Source organism: Mycobacterium sp. NGS34 (assembly GCF_059812845.1).
The window spans coordinates 95226-113329 of the sequence record NZ_JCALDM010000015.1 but is presented as its reverse complement, the minus strand read 5'-3'; the positions used below and the strand labels follow the sequence as shown (position 1 = coordinate 113329).

The following is an 18104-nucleotide window of genomic DNA, read 5'->3' as shown; positions in this document are numbered from 1 at the left end:
CGGCCGTGATGGAGCGCTTCGGATTTTGCGAGTGTTGTCGGCCCTGACGCCGCCACTTGCCCGATCCGTTCACCCTGGAGCTCCTCAATGTCTGTTCCCGTTGCGACGCGTGCCGTCGCCTCCGGTGCGCTTCGCCCCCTGACCGTCTCGTCGCCGTCCTCGGGACCCACCCGGCTGCGGGTGCCCGACCTGCTCCATGCCACCGACCGGGCCGCCGATCGGGTGCTCAGCGGGCGCTGCGACCACCTGCTGCCCGAGGGCGGGATACCGGAGTCCAAGCGCTGGTTCACCCGCATTCACGGCGACGACGAACTGGACGTCTGGCTGATCAGCTGGGTCCCCGGCCATCCCACCGAGCTGCACGACCACGGCGGGTCGCTGGGCGCGCTGACCGTGGTGTCCGGATCGCTCAACGAATTCCGTTGGGACGGGCGGGGTTTGCGCCGACGCCGGCTCGACGCCGGTGATCAGGCCGGCTTCCCGCTGGGCTGGGTGCACGACGTGGTGTGGGCGCCCCGGCCCGTACCGGAGCCGGTGGCCGCCTTCCGCGCGCAGCCGACGCTGAGCGTGCACGCGTACTCGCCGCCGCTGACGGCGATGTCGTACTACGAGGTTTCCGACCGCAACAGGCTGCGCCGCCAGCGCACCGAACTGACCGACCAACCGGAAGGACCCTGATGAGCCGCATCGACGTCGTCCTGAGATCGGCCCGGCGCCGGTTTCGCCGCCTTCGCGCCGTGGAGGTGCCCGAGGCGCTGCGGCGCGGGGCGGTGCTGGTCGACATCCGGCCGCAGGCCCAGCGATTCCGCGAGGGCGAGATACCGGGCGCGCTGGTGATCGAACGCAACGTGCTGGAGTGGCGCTGCGACCCGACCAGTGACGCCCGGTTGCCGGAGGCCGTCGGCGACGACGTCGAATGGGTGATCGTGTGCTCCGAGGGCTACACGTCCAGCCTGGCGGCGGCCGCGCTGCTGGACATCGGCCTGCACCGCGCCACCGATGTCATCGGCGGCTACCACGCGCTGGCCGGTTCCGGTGTGCTGGACCAGCTGATCGGCGAGCCGGACGCCCCGGGCGCGGGGCTGGCGAACGCGGGCCGGACCGTCCGCCGCTGGCTCTGACCGTTCGCCGCGTCGGCGCCGCACCACACGGGTCGAGCCGTCTTGATTAGTCTTGCCGGAAAAGTCCGGCGATGAGGCGCTGGGTGCCCGCGCTCGCGTCGGCGCGGGCACGTGCCGGATCGGACGCGGTGGCGATCATGACACCCGCCTCTTTAAGGGCGGCGGCAAGCATGCGAGCGAGCGCCCGGATGGGGACGGCGGGATCGACCTCGCCGGCGGCCTGGGCGGCAACCAGGCTCGCGGCGATGAGTTCCTGGGTGTCGTCGAGAACGGCGGTCCAGCCCAGAACCGTTGGGCTGTCGGCGGTGATCCTGAAGAACGTGGGATCCGCGCACGCGTCGAGATACTGCTCGCAGTCGGCCGTGATGCTCGGCGCGGGATTGTCCCGACGCGCCCGGGCGATGCGTTCGCCGGTGTGGGCGACGAGATCGAGGTAGACGGCCCGGAACAGGCCGGCCTTGTTCCCGAAATGGTGATAGATCGATCCCGTCGTGACCCCGGCCCGCTCGGCGACTTCGCCCACCCCCACGTCGGCATAGCCGCGCTCGGCGAACAGCGCCCGACCGGCGTCGATGAGCGCGCCCCGGGTCGTTTCACTGCGTTCAGCCTGGGTGGGCATTGACTTCCGTAATCACGTTATGCAACATTGATTCCTAATTGGGTTACGTAAATCATCATAGGTGGAGGTCCTGCCGTGCGAGCCTTGTACTGGAACGGAACCGGGGCCCTCGAGTGGCGCGACGACCCCGAGCCGGTGATCCTCGCGCCGACCGATGCGCTGGTGCGCCCGATCGCCGTCTCCACCTGCGACCTGGACCAAGCGATCGTGCACGCGCCGACCCCGGTTCCGGGCTCCGAGCAGCCGTTCGCAATCGGCCACGAGGGCGTTGGCGAGATCATGGACGTCGGGGCGGCGGTCAGGGGGCTCCGGCCCGGCGACGTGGTCGCCATCAGCTATCACCTGTCGTGTGGCGGCTGTGATCGCTGCCGTCAGGACATGCCCCTGTTCTGCCGCGCCACCTACGACCAGGCGATCGCGATGTACGGCATGCCGATCGGGGCGGAGTATGGCGGGCTGTTCTCGGATCTGGTCCGGGTGCCGTTCGCCGACCACTCGCTGGTGCCGCTGCCGCCCACCGTGTCCGCGGCGCAGGCCGTGTCCGTTGGCGACAACCTCACCGACGCGTGGCGAACCGTGGTACCGCACCTCACGCGGCGACCGGGAGCCGACGTTCTGATTCTCGGGACCGGTTCGATTGGCCTGTATGCCGTCGACATCGCCCGCGCACACGGGGCCGGCGAAATTTCTTACGTCGACGCCGACCCGACCCGGCAGGCGATCGCCGCCCGGTTCGGTGCCAGCGTCTACGCGCCCGAAGCCTTCGAACCGCAGCAGCGCCAATACCCGATCACCGTCAACGCCACCAACGACCGCACCGGCGCCGCGCTGCGCACCTGCCTGCTGGCCGGCGAACCCGGCGGCGTTTGCACGAACACCACGCTGCACTTCGACGACCCACGGGTTCCGCTACTGCACATGTTCCTCAACTGCCTGACCCTCACCGGAGGCCTCTCGCATGCGCGAACCAACATGGCCGCCGCGCTGGCGCTGATATCCGGCGGGGGGATCCAGCCAGGGACCGTCGCGACCGACGTCCTGCCGTTCGAGGCCGCCGACACCGCTGCCCTGGCGGGGTTCAAGCCCGTCTTCGTCCGAGAGCCGATCCTCGCGACGGCGACCTGCGCGGCTTGACTTCTCCAACCCGCCGCCGGTCACCACGGCACACCCGTGCGCGCTGGCGTCAGCCGTTGGCGTGCAACAGCGGCCGTAGTTTCTCCGTCTTCTCCGGCGTCCACCCGGGGGGCGAGAGCACCGCCGCCCAGCCGTTGGCGACGTCGGCGACGTAGTGGTGGCCGTGCCCGTCCGGCACGTCCACCGCCACCGCCATGTCGGCCGAGACTTGCAGGAACGTCACCACCGGGATCCAGTACGTCTCGGGCAGCACGTCGTAGCCGCGCTTTTCGCGCAGCCAGTCGGGCTTGGCGAACAGCAGATCGGGGGTCCACCAGGCGATCGGGTCGGAGGCGTGCTGCAGGTAGACCACCCGCGGGTGGCCCCACTCGGCGTCCGGACGCCCCAGATCGCTTGCGCGAGCGACGAATCGGACGTTCTTGCCGTCGTTGTAGATCGGCAGCCACTCCGGCGAACCGGCGTCGCGCGTCGAGGTCAGATCTGTCCAGATGGTGTTGTTGAACGTCGGCCCGCTGAACAGCGCGCCGTCGGTGCGGGCCAGCACGTTGTTGAGGCTCATGAACGGCGCCTCGCCGCCGAACGACCCCAGGCTTTCGCCGAACACCACGAGCTTGGGGCGCTGACCTTCGGGCATCTGACGGATCAGCCGGTCGACGGCCTCGAACAGCGCCTGGCCGGCGTGGCGGGCGTTTTCCTTGTCCACCAGGAACGAGAGCCAGCTCGGCAGGAACGAATACTGCATGCTGACGATCGCGGTGTTGCCGTTGTACATGTACTCCAGCGTCGAGGCCTCCGCCTCGTTGATCCACCCGGTGCCGGTGGTGGTTGCGACGGCGACGACGGCGCGCTGCAGCCCGCCCTCGCGCTGCAGCTCCCGGGCCGCCAGTTCCGCGGTCGCGGTGATGCCGTCCGCGGAGTTCAGCCCGGCGTAGGCGCGGATCGGTTGCACCGCCGGGGCGCCGTTGAACGCGGTGAGCTCGTCAACCCGGGGGCCGCCCTGGACGAAGATGCGGCCCTGGTGGCCAAGCGAATCCCAGGACGCCAGCGACCCGGGGCCACCGGATCGCAGCGGGGTCTTCGGGGGAGCGCTGTCGGGGCTCATTTCGTCGTTGACCGACGCGAACGTGTTGTTCATCGTGCGCATGGCGGACTTGAGGACGACGCCGTTCATCAGGGTGATGGTCAGCACCACCAGCGCGACCACGACGATGGTCACCGAGAGGCGGAACGGCGCGATCCGGTCCAGCAGCCCGACCAGGAAGCTGATCAGCCACCGGATGAACTGGCCGATCTCGACGAGCGTGAACAGCACCACGATCGACAGCACCGCGGCGATCGGGTAGTCGTACCACTTCAGGTGCGCGACGCCCATCAGGTCGCGCACGTGGTCCTGCCAGACGTGGAACCGGATCGCCATCACCACCATGCCGACCACGCCGACCGGGATCAGCACCTTCCAGGCCCAGCGCGGCGGAGGCGGGCTGTAATTGCGGGTGCGCATGTAACGGACCAGCCAGACGGCGAAGACCCCCAGCCCGTAGCCGATGGCCCCGGAGAACCCGCTGACGAGGCCCTGAAACACCGCGCCGCGGGGCAGCAGCGACGGCGTCAGCGAAAACCAAATGAAAATCAGGCCGACCGTGGTCCCGGTGAACGTGTAATGGCGCACCCACCATGGCTTTTCGTGCGCGACCGGCTCGTGCGGCAGGGCGGCTTCGCGCGCTTCCGCTTCGGCTGCCTCGTCGGGGGCGGTCGTGGCGGGACCCGGGTCGCTCATCGAAGCGTCCTATCGGTGGGTGAAGTTGGGGGGCCGCTTCTCGATGAATGCCGCCATTCCCTCGGACTGGTCCTCGGTCGCGAATGTCGAATGAAACAGCCTGCGCTCGTAGAGAAGTCCCTCGGACAGGGTGGACTCGAACGCGCGGTTCACGGCCTCCTTGGCCATTCGCGCCGCCGAGCGTGACATCTGCGAAATGGTGGTGGCGACGGCCTTGGCCTCGGTGAGCAGGTCGCCGGCCGGCACCACGCGCGAAACCAGGCCGCTGCGTTCGGCTTCGGCGGCGTCGATGGTCCGCCCGGTCAGGATGAGGTCCATCGCCTTGGCCTTGCCGATGGCGCGGGTCAGCCGCTGCGAACCGCCCATGCCCGGCAGCACACCGAGTTTGATCTCCGGCTGGCCGAACTTCGCGGTGTCGGCGGCGATCAGCAGGTCGCACATCATCGCGAGCTCGCAGCCACCGCCCAGCGCGTGTCCGGCCACCGCGGCGATGGTGGGGGTGCGCACGTCGGCGAGTTTGCCCCAGGTGGCGAAGAAGTCGGCGCCGAACGCGTCGGCGAAGCTCAGGGCGGCCATCTCCTTGATGTCGGCGCCGGCCGCGAACGCCTTGGCCGAGCCGGTGATGACGATCGCGCCGATTCCGGGATCTTCGTCCAATTTGGTTGCCGCGCTGGTGACTTCGATCATCACCTGGCTGTTTAGCGCGTTGAGCGCCTGCGGTCGGTTCAGCGTGATGATCCCGACCCGCTGATCGCGCTCGACGAGGATGGTCTCGTAGTTGTCTGTCACGCCAACCGCCTTTCTAGAATTTCAAGTCGTCGTCGACCGGGGCGAAATACGCCTGGACATCGGCCGCGGTGACCTCGGCCAGGGTCGCCGGCGACCATTTCGGATTGCGATCCTTGTCGATGATCTGCGCGCGGATGCCCTCCACCAGGTCGTGCGAGCCCGCCGACGCGCACGACACCCGATAGTCCTGGACCAGAACCTCTTCCAGGGAGCCCATTTTGGTGGCGCGGCGCACCGCCTCCAGCGCCACCGACACCGCGATGGGGGAGCGGGTGGCGATCAGGTCGGCGGCGTCGTTCGCCGGCCCGGAGTCATCACCACGCAGGGCGGCGACGATGTCTTCGACCGTGTCGCCCGCGAAGCACCGGTCGATCCAATCGCGTTGCGCGGCAAGCGGGCTGGGCGGCGGCTCGACCGCGTGCGCGGCGAGCGCGCTGTCGACGCCGTCGTCGACGATCGCCTTGGTGAACGCGGCCAGTTCGTCGTGCGGGACGTAGTGATCGGCGAATCCCATTGCGATGGCGTCGGATCCGGAGAACGGCGCGCCGGTGAGGGCGGCGTGCAGCCCCAGCGCACCGGGCGCACGGGACAACAGAAACGCCCCGCCGACGTCGGGAATGAACCCGATGCCCACCTCCGGCATTGCCACCTTCGAGGTTTCGGTCACCACCCGGACGCTGCCGTGCGCGCTGACCCCCACGCCGCCGCCCATCACGATGCCGTCCATCAACGACACGTACGGCTTGCCGAACCGGCCGATCTGGCCGTTGAGCAGATACTCGTCGCGCCAGAACTTCTTGGTCTCGACACCGTCCTTGCGGGCGCTCTCGTAAACCGCGACGACGTCGCCGCCCGCGCACAATCCGCGTTCGCCGGCCCCGGACAGCACCACCGCCCGCACCGCGTCGTCGTTTTCCCACCGCGTGAGCACGGCGCTCAGGGCGTTCACCATCGGGTGATTCAGCGAGTTGATCGCCTTGGGCCGGTTGAGCGTGATCAACCCGACGCCGCCTTCGACTCGGGTCAGGACCTCATCGGATTCTTGGAATTCCGCAGTCAACGCCCCTTGCCTTCCGATCGCCGCCCGGTCTCGACCAGCAATCTAGAACGTCACGACCGCAGCGATCCCCGCGGGTAAGGGTTATGTTTGACCGGACGACAACAGCAGAGCCCGTTTAAATACCCGGAAACGCCGAGAAAACAGCAGGTCGGTCGGGAACCCGGGCGCCCCGCCGGTCGTTGAGCAGTTGTTCGCACAGCTCGAACCCATAGCCATTGAGAGAGGATCCGACGGTGCGGGAGACAAGTAACCCGGTATTTCGTTCGCTGCCCAAGCAGAGCGGCGGATACGCGCAATTCGGCACGGGCGCGGCCCCGGGCTATTACCAGGCCGACCCCTACGTGGCCCCCTACCAGGACACCAGGGCCTCCCGCCCGCTGACCATCGACGACGTCGTCACCAAGACCGGCATCACGCTGGCCGTGCTGATGGCCTCGGCGGTGGTCTCCTACTTCCTGGTGACCGCCAACCTGGCGCTGGCCCTGCCGCTGCTGCTCGTCGGCTCGCTCGGCGGCCTGGGCTTGGTGCTGATCGCGACCTTCGGCCGAAAGCAGGACAGCCCGCCGCTGGTGCTGAGCTACGCCGCCCTGGAAGGGTTGGCGCTCGGCGCGGTGTCGTTCGTCTTGGCCAACTTCCAAGTCCGGGGTGCCAATGCCGGCGCGCTGATCGGCGAGGCCATTCTCGGCACCTTGGGTGTGTTCTTCGGCATGCTCGTCGTCTACAAGACCGGGGCCATCCGGGTCACTCCTAAATTCACCCGCATGGTGGTCGCCGCCCTGTTCGGCGCGCTCTTCCTCATGCTCGGCAACTTCCTGCTCGCGCTGTTCGGTGTCGGGCACGGCACCGGCCTGGGCCTGCGCAGCGGCGGTCCGGTGGCGATCATCTTCTCGCTGGTCATGATCGGCATCGCCGCGTTCAGCTTCCTGATCGACTTCGACGCGGCCGACCAGATGATCCGCGCAGGAGCCCCGGAGAAGGCGGCGTGGGGCATCGCGCTGGGCCTGACCGTGACGCTGGTCTGGCTGTACCTCGAGATCCTGCGACTGCTCAGTTACTTCAACAACCGTTAGCGCGGTTTGACGGAAAAACCGGCATGCCCTGTTGCGTGCCGGTTTTTTTTGCGCGTGTGTGCGCGACGCGATGTCACATCCGCGACCGCTGGATGCGTCTGGTGGTTGTCAGCACACATTCGCTCGCGAAAGGCAGCATCATGAAGCACATCGTGATCATCGGAGCCGGCTACGCCGGCATGGCGGCGACCACCCGCTTGGCGCGTCGGGTCAAGGGCCGCGACGATGTCCGCGTCACCCTGGTCAACCCCCAGGCTCGTTTCACCGAGCGGCTGCGCTTGCACCAGGCGGCTTCGGGCCAGCGGCTGGCCGACCTTGAGATCCCGGACATGCTCGCCGGCACCGGCGTCGAGTTCGTGCGGGGATGGGTCACCGGAGTCGACGCCGACGCGCGGACCGTCCGGCTCGACGACGAGCGCACCATCGGCTACGACACGCTGGTATATGCGCTTGGCAGTGTCGCCGACACCGAGGCCGTGCCCGGTGTCGACGAATTCGCCTACACCCTCAACACCGCCCGCGAGGCCGGGCTGCTGGCCCAGCAGCTGGATCGGCTCGACACTGGCACGGTGGTGGTCGCCGGCGGCGGCCTGACCGGAATCGAATCGGCGGCCGAGATCGCCGAGCGCCATCCGGAACTCGACGTCGTCCTGCTGAGCCGGCAAGCGCCCGGATCGACGATGGCCCCCGAGGCGCGCGCCCGGCTGAATTCCGGGTTGACCCGGTTGGGCGTGCGGGTCCGTGCCTGCGTCGACGTCGTCAAGGTGATGCCCGACGGGGTCGCCCTGGCCGACGGCGAGGTCGTCGCGGCGCGGGCGGTGCTGTGGACGACGGGAGTGCGGGTGTCGCCGGTGGCGGCCGCCGCGGGCCTGCGGGTCGACGAGCGCGGCCGGATCATCACCGACGCGGCCCTGCGTTCGGTGTCCCACCCGGACGTGTACGTCGTCGGCGACGCCGCGGCGATTCGGCAGGGATACGGCTTCGTGCACGGCACCTGCCAGAGCGGCATCCCGACCGGCGTGCACGCCGCCGCCAACATCGTGCGAGAGCTGAAGGGCAAGCAGCTCAAGCGGTTCCGTTTCGGCTACATCCACCAGCCGGTGAGCCTGGGACGCCACGACGGCGTCATCCAGTTCACCCGTCCCGACGACAGCCCGACGCGTTTCTATCTGGCCGGCCGGTGGGCGGTGGCATACAAGGAAACGGTGAGCGCCAGCCCCTGGACGACCTACCGCCTGCTCAAGCTGCTGCCCGCGCTGGGCGCCGTGACATGGCGGCGCGGCGGGGGCTTCACCCGATGAGCACCGACGAGCGCACGTTCATAGAACATCGGAAACTGTTGTTCGCCATCGCCTATCGGATTCTGGGGTCGGCGGCAGACGCCGAAGACGTCGTTCAGGATGCGTGGCTGAAGTGGTCGGCGGCCGATCGGGGTCAGGTCGCCGACCCCAAGGCCTACCTGTCCCGCATCGTGTCGAATCTGTCGATGGAACGACTGCGCTCGACCCGGCGTCAGCGGGAGACCTACGTCGGGCCGTGGCTTCCCGAGCCGATCCTCACGAGCGAGGACACGGCCGAGGACGTCGCGGCCGCCGAATCGGTGTCGATGGCGATGCTGGTCGTGCTCGAGACGCTGAGCCCACTGGAGCGCGCGGTGTTCGTGCTCAAGGAGGTGTTCGACTTCAGCTACGCCGAAATCGCTTCGGCCGTCGAGCGTTCCGAGGCGGCGGTGCGCCAGGCGGGCCACCGCGCCCGCAATCACGTGCAGGCCCGCCGGCCCAGGTTCGAGGCCGACCGCGGCAAGAAACGCGCGGTCACCGAACGCTTCTTCGCCGCGGCGACCGGCGGGGACATCAACGACCTCATGCAACTGCTCGCCCCCGACGTCACGCTATGGACGGACGGCGGCGGAAAGGTCCGACAGGCACTGCGCCCGGTCGAGGGCATGACCAAGGTCGCCGCGTGGCTCGCCGGGGTAACCAAACGCCCCTACGAAGGCGTCGAGATCGCCGATATGACAGCCGAAGTCGTCGACGTCAACGGCGGACCGGGCATCGTTTTCTCGGCCGCGGGCCGCGTGATCGCCACGCTCACCGTCGAACTCGACGCGGACGGGCGCATCGCCACGATCCACAACGTGGCCAACCCGGACAAACTGCATGCCGTTGCCGATGGCGTTCGGCGCGGTTAGCTCAGCCGCTCGATCACCATCGCCATGCCCTGGCCGCCGCCGACGCACATGGTCTCCAGGCCCAGCGTCTTGTCGTGAGTCTGCAGGTTGTTGAGCAGCGTGGTGGCGATGCGCGCGCCGGTCATGCCGAACGGGTGGCCCAGCGCGATCGCCCCACCGGAGACGTTCAGCTTGTCCTCGTCCATGCCCAGCTCGCGCGCCGAGCCCAGCACCTGCACCGCGAAGGCCTCGTTGATCTCGTACAGATCGATGTCGCCGATCGACATGCCCGCCCTGGCCAGCGCCTTCTTGCACGCCTCAATCGGGCCCAGGCCCATGATCTCCGGCGAGAGGCCGCTGACCCCGGTGGACACGATGCGGGCCAGCGGGGTCAGGCCCAGTTCCTTGGCCTTGGTGTCGCTGGTGATGATCAGCGCGGCCGCGCCGTCGTTCAGGGGACACGCGTTGCCCGCGGTGATGGTGCCGTTGGGCCGGAACACCGGCTTGAGCTCGCTGACCTTCTCGTAGGTGGTACCGGCGCGGGGACCGTCATCGGTGGTGACGGTGGTGCCGTCGGGCAGGGTCACCGGGGTGATCTCCCGCTCGAAGAAGCCGCTCTTGATGGCCTCCTCGGCGCGGTTCTGGCTGCGCACGCCCCAGCGGTCCTGCTCCTCGCGGCCGATGCCGGTGAGGATCGCGACGTTCTCGGCCGTCTGACCCATCGCGATGTAGACGTCGGGTAGGTTCCCGTCGGCGCGGGGATCGTGCCATTCGTCGGCGCCCGCCGCGGCCGCCGTCGAACGTTCCTGGGCCTCGTCGAACAGCGGGTTCTTGGTGTCGGGCCAGGAGTCGGAGTTGCCCTTGCCGAACCGCGACACCGTCTCCACGCCCGCCGAGATGAACGCGTCGCCCTCGCCCGCCTTGATCGCGTGGAAGGCCATCCGCGTGGTCTGCAGCGACGACGAGCAGTACCGGTTGACCGTGGTGCCCGGCAGGAAGTCATAGCCCAGCTCGACGGCGACCACGCGCGCCATGTTGAAGCCGGATTCGCCGCCCGGCAGGCCGCAGCCCAGGATGAGGTCGTCGATCTGGTGCGGGTTGAGCGCGGGCACCTTGTCGAGCGCGGCGCGCACCATCTGGGCGGCCAGGTCGTCGGGCCGCATGGACACCAGCGACCCCTTCATGGCGCGGCCGATCGGTGAGCGAGCGGCTGAGACGATGACGGCTTCAGGCATGGCGTTTCCCTTCAAATCCCTTCCGCCGGTGCGGACTCGCATCACAAGCGGGTGTCTGGGCACCCCGACGGGCTAGAACAAATCTAGTCGGTGCCGACCGGCTGGGATTCGGACGGGGCGGGGGATGCGGTCGCCGGGCGCCGCCACAGCCGCGTCACGAGGGTCAGCCGCGCGGGGGACTCGTCGAGCTTCGGCGCCAGGGCGGCGGCCGCGGCGTCGGGCGTCGGGCTCTCGACAACTACGCCCAGCGCGTCGCACAGCGCGCCCAGCAGCGCGTCCGCGGCCAGCGCGTAGGCGGCCGGCGAGGGGTGGAAGCCGTCGGCGGAGAACATCAGCTCGGGCGCGGTGCGGAATCGGGGCGCCAGCAGCTGCGCCATTGCGACCGGGACCCCGCCCGCCCCGCGGACGGCGGCCGTCTGGGCGCGGGCGAGCTGCGAAGTCCGCGCGTGCGCCAGCGAGCGCAGCGGTTGGGGAATCGCGCTGATCACACCGAGATCGGGACAGGTGCCGACGACCACGACGGCACCGCGCGAACGCAGCTTGCGCACGGTCAGCGCCAGCCGCTGCGCCGATTGGCTGATGCCGTTGAGGGCTGTGACGTCGTTGGCCCCCAGCATCATCACCGCCACGTCCGGCGGCGGGCCGGCCACGAACATCGCGTCGACCTGGCCGGCGACGCCCTTCGACGTGGCGCCGACGATGGCCTTGGTGCTGAGCCGGACGGCCTTGCCCGCCCGCTCGGCCAGTCCGCGGGCGATCAGCACGCCGGGCACTTCCTCGGCGCTCATGCAGCCGTACCCGGTGGCCGTCGAGTCGCCGAAGATCATCAGGTGCAGGTCGGCGGCCATGCCGCGCTGCCAGCGCTGCACGGGGCCGCCCCCGGCGATGTACACGCCGTCGGCGCGCGGCGGGATGTCCCAGGCCTTCGGAATGACGGTGCGTGTGTGCGCCGCCTGGCCGACCAGCAGGTTGCGTGCGCCCAGATAGGCGGTACCCGTCGAGGCGAGTGCACCCGCTGTGGCCAGGGCGATCGTCGAACGACGCGGCACCCGGATGGTCACGGAATCAGTTTAGTTCGGCTTGAGTGTTTGCGCGGGCGGCTTATGAACAATGTGGTCACGTTGTGAATCAAATGTGGTATCAAATCAGATTCTTCAAACGTTCTACCCAGCAAAGGCTGTCAAGCTAAGTTTCAAGGGTTGGCTGAACGCCCTGGAAAGCGGGCTGAACCGGACGCTTGGCCGCCTCGTCACATGCTGTATCGGACTACAACGGCGTAGGAAGTGTTGAGCATGACCGCACCTAGCAAGGTATCCGGTTTCCCCCGGAATACCGTTCGGCCACATGAGGTCCTCAAGCGACGTAGAGTTGAGGCACGCAGATTTGCCATCAGCGACGGCGCGCCGGTCGAGGTACTCGAGTCCGGTCCCAGCGTTGCTGCGCGCGTAGCTAACGTCGCGTCCCGGCTGACCATCCGCCCGGTTCTGTCCGTCGGCAGCCACGTCCCCAACCTGCCGTGGCCGTGGGGTCTGATCGACGTCGCGGCCCGGGTCCTGCTCCCGGTTTCCGCCACCGTCCGCGAGACGGTGAACTTGCCCAATGCTTCCGCGCAGCTCGTGCGCGCCCCCGGAGTGCTGCCCGCGGACGGCACCCGCCGGGTGATCGTCTACTTGCACGGCGGCGCGTTCTTGACCTGTGGAGCAAACTCCCACGGCCGGCTGGTCGAGACGCTGTCGAAGTTTGCTGACTCGCCGGTACTGGTCGTCAACTACCGGCTGTTGCCCAAGCACTCGGTCGGGATGGCCCTCGACGACTGCCACGATGCCTACCGGTGGTTGCGCGAGCGCGGGTTCGAGCCGGACCAGATCGTGCTGGCCGGTGACTCCGCGGGCGGGTATCTCGCGCTGGCCCTGGCGCAGCGCCTGCTGCAGGAGGCGCGCGGGGATTCGGACATGCCGGCGGCCCTGATAGCGATCTCGCCACTGCTGCAGCTAGCAAAGGAATGCAAGCAGGCGCACCCCAACATCAAGAGCGACGCGATGTTCTCCGCGAACGCGTTCGACGCGCTCGGCGCATTGGTTGCTAGCGCCGCCGAAAAGAACATCGTCGACGGCAAACCCGAAGAGATCTACGAGCCGTTGGAGCACATCAAGCCGGGCCTGCCGCGGACGCTCATCCACGTTTCCGGGTCCGAGGTGTTGCTGCACGACGCGCAGCTGGCGGCGTCGCGGTTGGCGGCGGTCGGTGTCCCGGCCGAGGTTCGGGTCTGGCCCGGCCAGGTCCACGACTTCCAGCTGGCCGCCCCGCTGGTGCCCGAGGCGATCCGTTCGCTGCGCCAGATCGGCGACTACATCCGCGAGGCGACCGGCTAGCGAGTGTGCGCCGCGCGAAAGCGCCTGAGACGATGAACGCATGCGGATCGCGCAGCACATCAGTGACCTCATCGGTGGCACGCCGCTGGTTCGGCTGAACTCCGTCGTCCCCGACGGCGCGGGCACCGTGGCGGCCAAGGTCGAATACCTCAACCCCGGCGGCAGCTCGAAGGACCGGATCGCGGTGAAGATGATCGACGCCGCCGAGGCCAGCGGGCAGCTCAAGCCCGGCGGCACCATCGTCGAACCCACGTCGGGCAACACCGGCGTGGGCCTGGCGCTGGTCGCCCAGCACCGCGGGTACAAGTGCGTGTTCGTCTGCCCCGACAAGGTCAGCGAGGACAAGCGCAACGTGCTGCTCGCCTACGGCGCGGAGGTCGTCGTGTGCCCGACGGCGGTGCCGCCCGACCACCCGGACAGCTACTACAGCGTCTCCGACCGGCTGGTCGAGGAGATCGACGGGGCGTGGAAGCCCGACCAGTACGCCAACCCGGAGGGACCCGCCAGCCACTACGCGACGACGGGCCCGGAGATTTGGGCCGACACCGACGGCAAGATCACCCATTTCGTCGCCGGCATCGGCACCGGCGGCACTATCACCGGCGCCGGCCGATACCTCAAGGAGGTGTCCGGCGGGCGGGTCAAGGTCATCGGCGCCGACCCGGAAGGTTCGGTGTACTCGGGCGGCAGCGGCCGGCCCTACCTGGTCGAGGGCGTCGGCGAGGACTTCTGGCCGGACGCCTACGACCGCACGGTGCCCGACCAGATCATCGCGGTGTCGGACTCCGACTCGTTCAACATGACCCGGCGCCTGGCCCGCGAGGAGGCGATGCTGGTCGGCGGGTCGTGCGGGATGGCGGTGGTCGCCGCGATCAAGGTTGCCGAGGAGGCCGGGCCCGACGCGCTGGTCGTGGTCCTGTTGCCCGACGGCGGGCGGGGCTACATGTCCAAGATCTTCAACGACGCCTGGATGTCGTCGTACGGGTTCCTGCGCGGACGCCTCGACGGGTCGACCGAGGAGTTCACCGTCGGCGATGTGCTGCGCCGCAAGTCCGGTGAGCTGCCCGACCTGGTGCACACCCACCCGTCCGAGACCGTGCGCGACGCCATCGGCATCCTGCGCGAGTACGGCGTGTCCCAGATGCCTGTCGTCGGCGCCGAGCCGCCGGTGATGGCGGGCGAGGTCGCCGGCAGCGTTTCCGAACGCGAGCTACTGTCCGCCGTCTTCGAGGGCCGGGCGAAGCTGGCGGACGCCGTCGCGCTGCACATGAGCCCGCCGCTGCCGATGATCGGCGCCGGCGAATTGGTCAGCGCGGCGGGCAAGGCGCTGCGCGACTGGGACGCGCTGATGGTGGTGGAAAAGGGCAAACCGGTCGGCGTGATCACCCGCTACGACCTGTTGGGATTCCTGTCCGAGCCGCCCCGCGGGGCGACGGTCCGGCGTTAGCGGGCAGGCCCCGCGTCCGAGCCCGCAAATCTCGCTTATACCGCTTCGCTGGCCCGGCAGGTACTGTAATTCGGCCTGGTTCAGCTAACGCAGTGGAGGGTTGCCCATGTCCGATCAACCGTCGCCCGGCGAGTCCTACCAGCCGCCCCCAGGGGCCGGCGGCCACGAACCCCCTCCGCCGCCCCCGGCGGGCGGTTCCTACCCGCCGCCGCCCCCGTCGTCGGGCGGATATGCGCCGCCCCCGCCCGGACCGGCGATCCGCGCCCTGCCGACGGAGTCCTACACGCCGTGGGTCACCCGGGTGCTGGCGTTCATCATCGACAACATCCCGGCCGGCGTCCTGGTGGGCATCGGCGCGATCATTCAGGCGCTCACCACGCAACAGTCGTGCGTCAGCGACATCACCCAGTACAGCGTCAACCAGTACTGCGTGAACCAGCCCAGCGCCATCGGCACGATGGCGTTCTGGTTGACGTGGCTGGCCGCAGTGGCCTACCTGGTCTGGAACTACGGCTACCGCCAGGGCACCACGGGCTCCAGCATCGGCAAGTCGGTGATGAAGTTCAAGGTGGTAAGCGAGGTCACCGGGCAGCCGATCGGTTTCGGGATGTCGGTGGTGCGCCAGATCGCGCACTTCGTCGACCAGATCATCTGCTACATCGGCTACCTGTTCCCGCTGTGGGACGCCAAGCGGCAAACGCTGGCGGACAAGATCATGACGACGGTGTGTCTGCCCCTCGAAGAGGGCGCAGCGGCCTGAATCCGGACGGCCTTCGGTCGGCGGGACGGTGGCGCGACGGCGTCACTAGGCTGATCGTCGATGAGCGAGGACCGTAGCGGAGACCACAAGTTCAACGGATTGGCCACCAAGGCGATCCACGCCGGCTACCGCCCGGATCCGGCGACCGGGGCGGTGAACGCCCCGATCTACGCCAGCAGCACATTCGCCCAGGACGGTGTCGGCGGGCTGCGCGGCGGATTCGAGTACGCCCGCACCGGCAACCCGACCCGGGCCGCGCTCGAGGCCTCGCTGGCCGCAGTCGAGGAGGGGGCCTTCGCGCGCGCGTTCGCCTCCGGGATGGCCGCGACCGACTGCGCCCTGCGCGCGATGCTGCGGCCGGGCGACCACGTCGTCATCCCCAACGACGCCTACGGCGGCACCTTCCGGCTGATCGACAAGGTGTTCACCAAGTGGAACGTCGAGTACACGCCGGTGGCGCTGTCCGACCTGGACGCCGTCGCCGCCGCGATCAACGCGCGGACCCGGCTGATCTGGGTGGAAACCCCGACCAACCCGTTGCTGACCATCGCCGACATCGCCGGGATCGCCGAACTGGGCAAGCAACACTCGGCAAAGGTGTTGGTGGACAACACCTTCGCGTCGCCGGCGCTGCAGCAGCCGTTGACGCTGGGCGCCGACGTGGCACTGCACTCGACGACGAAATATATCGGCGGCCACTCCGACGTGGTGGGCGGCGCGCTGATCACCAACGACCCGGAGCTGGACGACGCGTTCGCCTTCCTGCAGAACGGGGCGGGCGCGGTGCCCGGTCCGTTCGACGCCTACCTGACGATGCGCGGCCTGAAGACCCTGGTGCTGCGGATGCAGCGGCACAGCGAAAACGCTTGCGCGGTAGCAGAATTCCTCGCTGAGCAGCCCGCGGTGAGCGCGGTGCTGTATCCGGGCCTGCCCGGCCACCCCGGCCACGAAATCGCCGCGCGCCAGATGCGCGGCTTCGGCGGGATGGTGTCGGTGCGCATGCGCGGGGGCCGGCGGGCCGCCGAGCAGCTTTGTGCGCGGACCGGGGTGTTCATCCTGGCCGAGTCGCTGGGCGGCGTGGAGTCGCTGATCGAGCTGCCCAGCGCCATGACGCACGCGTCGACGGCCGGTTCGCAACTGGAAGTGCCCGACGACCTGGTGCGGCTTTCGGTCGGCATCGAGGACGAGGCCGACCTGTTGGCCGACCTCGACCAGGCTCTCGCTTAATTCCTCTGGCGGTGTTCGCCGGGCCCTGCCCGGCCACCAGACGCAGAATCGCACGCGCAGGGCGCGGTTTATGCGATTCTGCGTCTGCTCGCGGCGGGGGCTACGAGTGGTAGGGCTCCGCGCTGACCAGGGTGACCTCGACGGTGTTGCCGTTGGGCACCTGGTAGCTGCGGGTCTCGCCGACCTTGGCGTCGATCAGGGCACCGCCCAGCGGTGAGTTGGGCGAGTACACCTCGAGCTTGCCGTCGTTGACGCCCTCCTGGCGGGTGGCGATCAAGAAGGTCTCGCTGTCGGACTTGTCGCCGTTGTAGTAGACCTTGACCACCGAGCCGGGCAGCGCGACGCCGGACTGCTTGGGCGCCTCGCCGACCTTGGCGTTGTTGAGCAGGTCCTGCAATTGGCGGATGCGGGCCTCCTGCTGACCCTGCTCTTCGCGGGCCGCGTGGTAGCCGCCGTTCTCGCGCAGGTCGCCCTCTTCGCGGCGGTCGTTGATTTCCGCGGCGATGACCGGACGATTCGCGATCAACTGGTCGAGCTCGGCCTTGAGTCGGTCATGTGACTCCTGGGTCAACCAGGTCACCTGAGTATCCGTCATCTCGTCGTGCTCCTCGTATTTCCTTCTCGTTCGCGTAGTCGCGCAAGTTTTTGCACCCCGCTGCCGGGGGTATCGGGTCCCGCCCCGCCTACCGCCGCTCCGTTCTTCCGACGGCCTTTAATGCAGCAATACACGGTCCCTACGGGAACCGTGCATTCATCCATGTTACCACCGCGCAAACAGATGATGACTCAATATTCGCCGTTGGTCTTGATCGCGCGGTCAGGCCGGACGCAGGTAGCCGGGCACATCGGTGCCGCAACCGTAGATGTCGGCCATCACCGGCGGCCGGACGGATTTCACCGTCGTCGTCACCTGGACGGTGGCCTGGTCGGACGGCGCCACCAGCACCTCGCGTCTGCCGGTCTCGCCGCCGTCCTTGGCCCGGACCCGCACGATGCAATCAACCGGGCGCGACGGGTCGGATCGCGTCACGCTGATCGTTACCGATGCCGTCTCGTTGTCGATCACCTGGTAGCCGGCCAGCGATCCGGTGACGTCGCTGGTCCCCAGCCGCTGGTAGCCGATGACGGCGACGACGACGCCCACGGCGACGACCAGCACCGCCAGACCGATGGCAACCCGGCGGCGGGACACGCGCGACAGCCGCGACCGGCCGTAGCGGGCCTCGGGGCGCGGAAGCGAGGTTTCGGTCATGCCTGGGTATGCCTGGGTTGGTGGGCTGCCGGCCGACGGCCGACGGGATGCAACGATCGGAACTGGAATTA

Annotated in this window: 17 protein-coding genes and 1 pseudogene; 10 read left to right on the top strand and 8 right to left on the bottom strand. The window is 68.7% G+C overall.

Annotated elements, in window-relative coordinates:
- Window positions 1-87: 87 nt before the first annotated feature.
- Both AC5Y7V_RS26620 and AC5Y7V_RS26615 read left to right on the top strand, forming a co-directional pair.
- Entirely contained in the window at window positions 88-678 is a 591-nt protein-coding gene (locus tag AC5Y7V_RS26620; protein WP_499883041.1) for a cupin domain-containing protein, read from the top strand.
- Window positions 678-1121 (top strand): rhodanese-like domain-containing protein, encoded by a 444-nt coding sequence (locus tag AC5Y7V_RS26615; protein ID WP_499883040.1) that lies wholly within the window; start codon window positions 678-680, stop codon window positions 1119-1121. The genes AC5Y7V_RS26620 and AC5Y7V_RS26615 overlap by 1 nt, the downstream gene beginning before the upstream one ends.
- Before the next feature lie 46 nt (window positions 1122-1167).
- Here AC5Y7V_RS26615 and AC5Y7V_RS26610 read toward each other — a convergent pair whose 3' ends face one another.
- Window positions 1168-1740, bottom strand: coding sequence for a TetR/AcrR family transcriptional regulator (locus tag AC5Y7V_RS26610; protein WP_499883039.1), 573 nt, complete (start codon window positions 1738-1740; stop codon window positions 1168-1170).
- Window positions 1741-1815: 75 nt separating this feature from the next.
- Here AC5Y7V_RS26610 and AC5Y7V_RS26605 point away from each other — a divergent pair, with 75 nt between their 5' ends.
- On the top strand, window positions 1816-2874 hold the full coding sequence (locus AC5Y7V_RS26605; RefSeq protein WP_499883038.1) for a zinc-dependent alcohol dehydrogenase: 1059 nt from the start codon (window positions 1816-1818) through the stop codon (window positions 2872-2874).
- Between the two features lie 49 nt (window positions 2875-2923).
- Here the strand turns inward: AC5Y7V_RS26605 and AC5Y7V_RS26600 are convergent, their stop codons facing one another.
- The 3 genes from AC5Y7V_RS26600 to AC5Y7V_RS26590 are packed head-to-tail and all read right to left on the bottom strand — an operon-like array spanning window position 2924 to window position 6500.
- Window positions 2924-4651 (bottom strand): alpha/beta hydrolase, encoded by a 1728-nt coding sequence (locus tag AC5Y7V_RS26600; protein WP_499883037.1) that lies wholly within the window; start codon window positions 4649-4651, stop codon window positions 2924-2926.
- 9 nt (window positions 4652-4660) lie between these two features.
- Complete coding sequence (locus AC5Y7V_RS26595; RefSeq protein WP_499883036.1) at window positions 4661-5440, bottom strand: enoyl-CoA hydratase; 780 nt, start codon at window positions 5438-5440, stop codon at window positions 4661-4663.
- A gap of 13 nt (window positions 5441-5453) precedes the next feature.
- Window positions 5454-6500, bottom strand: a complete 1047-nt coding sequence (locus AC5Y7V_RS26590) for an enoyl-CoA hydratase/isomerase family protein (RefSeq protein ID WP_499883035.1) — start codon at window positions 6498-6500, stop codon at window positions 5454-5456.
- A gap of 233 nt (window positions 6501-6733) precedes the next feature.
- On the opposite strand from AC5Y7V_RS26590, the gene AC5Y7V_RS26585 reads away from it, so the two are divergent.
- The 3 genes from AC5Y7V_RS26585 to AC5Y7V_RS26575 all read left to right on the top strand — a co-directional run bounded on the left by AC5Y7V_RS26585 (window position 6734) and on the right by AC5Y7V_RS26575 (window position 9761).
- Window positions 6734-7570 carry a Bax inhibitor-1/YccA family protein gene (locus tag AC5Y7V_RS26585; protein ID WP_499883034.1) on the top strand — a complete coding sequence of 279 codons (837 nt, stop codon included), beginning with the start codon at window positions 6734-6736 and terminating at the stop codon, window positions 7568-7570.
- Between the two features lie 140 nt (window positions 7571-7710).
- The gene (locus tag AC5Y7V_RS26580) at window positions 7711-8871 is read left to right on the top strand and encodes an NAD(P)/FAD-dependent oxidoreductase (RefSeq protein WP_499883033.1); all 1161 of its coding nucleotides are present in this window, start codon (window positions 7711-7713) and stop codon (window positions 8869-8871) included.
- Window positions 8868-9761 carry an RNA polymerase sigma-70 factor gene (locus AC5Y7V_RS26575; RefSeq protein WP_499883032.1) on the top strand — a complete coding sequence of 298 codons (894 nt, stop codon included), beginning with the start codon at window positions 8868-8870 and terminating at the stop codon, window positions 9759-9761. Before AC5Y7V_RS26580 ends, AC5Y7V_RS26575 begins: the two co-directional genes overlap by 4 nt.
- On the opposite strand, the gene AC5Y7V_RS26570 is transcribed toward AC5Y7V_RS26575, so the two are convergent.
- Window positions 9758-10975 (bottom strand): acetyl-CoA C-acetyltransferase, encoded by a 1218-nt coding sequence (locus tag AC5Y7V_RS26570; protein ID WP_499883031.1) that lies wholly within the window; start codon window positions 10973-10975, stop codon window positions 9758-9760. The genes AC5Y7V_RS26575 and AC5Y7V_RS26570 overlap by 4 nt on opposite strands.
- A 241-nt stretch (window positions 10976-11216) precedes the next feature.
- Window positions 11217-12024 (bottom strand): annotated as a pseudogene (locus AC5Y7V_RS26565) (SGNH/GDSL hydrolase family protein); the annotation flags it as partial.
- Window positions 12025-12267: 243 nt separating this feature from the next.
- Here AC5Y7V_RS26565 and AC5Y7V_RS26560 point away from each other — a divergent pair.
- The 4 genes from AC5Y7V_RS26560 to AC5Y7V_RS26545 all read left to right on the top strand — a co-directional run bounded on the left by AC5Y7V_RS26560 (window position 12268) and on the right by AC5Y7V_RS26545 (window position 16781).
- Window positions 12268-13347, top strand: a complete 1080-nt coding sequence (locus tag AC5Y7V_RS26560) for an alpha/beta hydrolase (RefSeq protein ID WP_499883030.1) — start codon at window positions 12268-12270, stop codon at window positions 13345-13347.
- Window positions 13348-13387: 40 nt separating this feature from the next.
- Complete coding sequence (locus tag AC5Y7V_RS26555; RefSeq protein ID WP_499883029.1) at window positions 13388-14794, top strand: cystathionine beta-synthase; 1407 nt, start codon at window positions 13388-13390, stop codon at window positions 14792-14794.
- Between the two features lie 106 nt (window positions 14795-14900).
- A complete protein-coding gene (locus AC5Y7V_RS26550; protein ID WP_499883028.1) occupies window positions 14901-15554 on the top strand; it encodes an RDD family protein in 654 nt (217 codons plus the stop codon).
- A 60-nt stretch (window positions 15555-15614) separates the two neighbouring features.
- Window positions 15615-16781, top strand: coding sequence for a cystathionine gamma-synthase (locus AC5Y7V_RS26545; RefSeq protein WP_499883027.1), 1167 nt, complete (start codon window positions 15615-15617; stop codon window positions 16779-16781).
- Between the two features lie 100 nt (window positions 16782-16881).
- On the opposite strand, the gene greA is transcribed toward AC5Y7V_RS26545, so the two are convergent.
- Window positions 16882-17376 carry a transcription elongation factor GreA gene (gene greA, locus AC5Y7V_RS26540; protein ID WP_499883026.1) on the bottom strand — a complete coding sequence of 165 codons (495 nt, stop codon included), beginning with the start codon at window positions 17374-17376 and terminating at the stop codon, window positions 16882-16884.
- Between the two features lie 222 nt (window positions 17377-17598).
- The gene (locus AC5Y7V_RS26535; RefSeq protein ID WP_499883025.1) at window positions 17599-18033 is read right to left on the bottom strand and encodes a DUF4307 domain-containing protein; all 435 of its coding nucleotides are present in this window, start codon (window positions 18031-18033) and stop codon (window positions 17599-17601) included.
- Window positions 18034-18104: the final 71 nt, after the last annotated feature.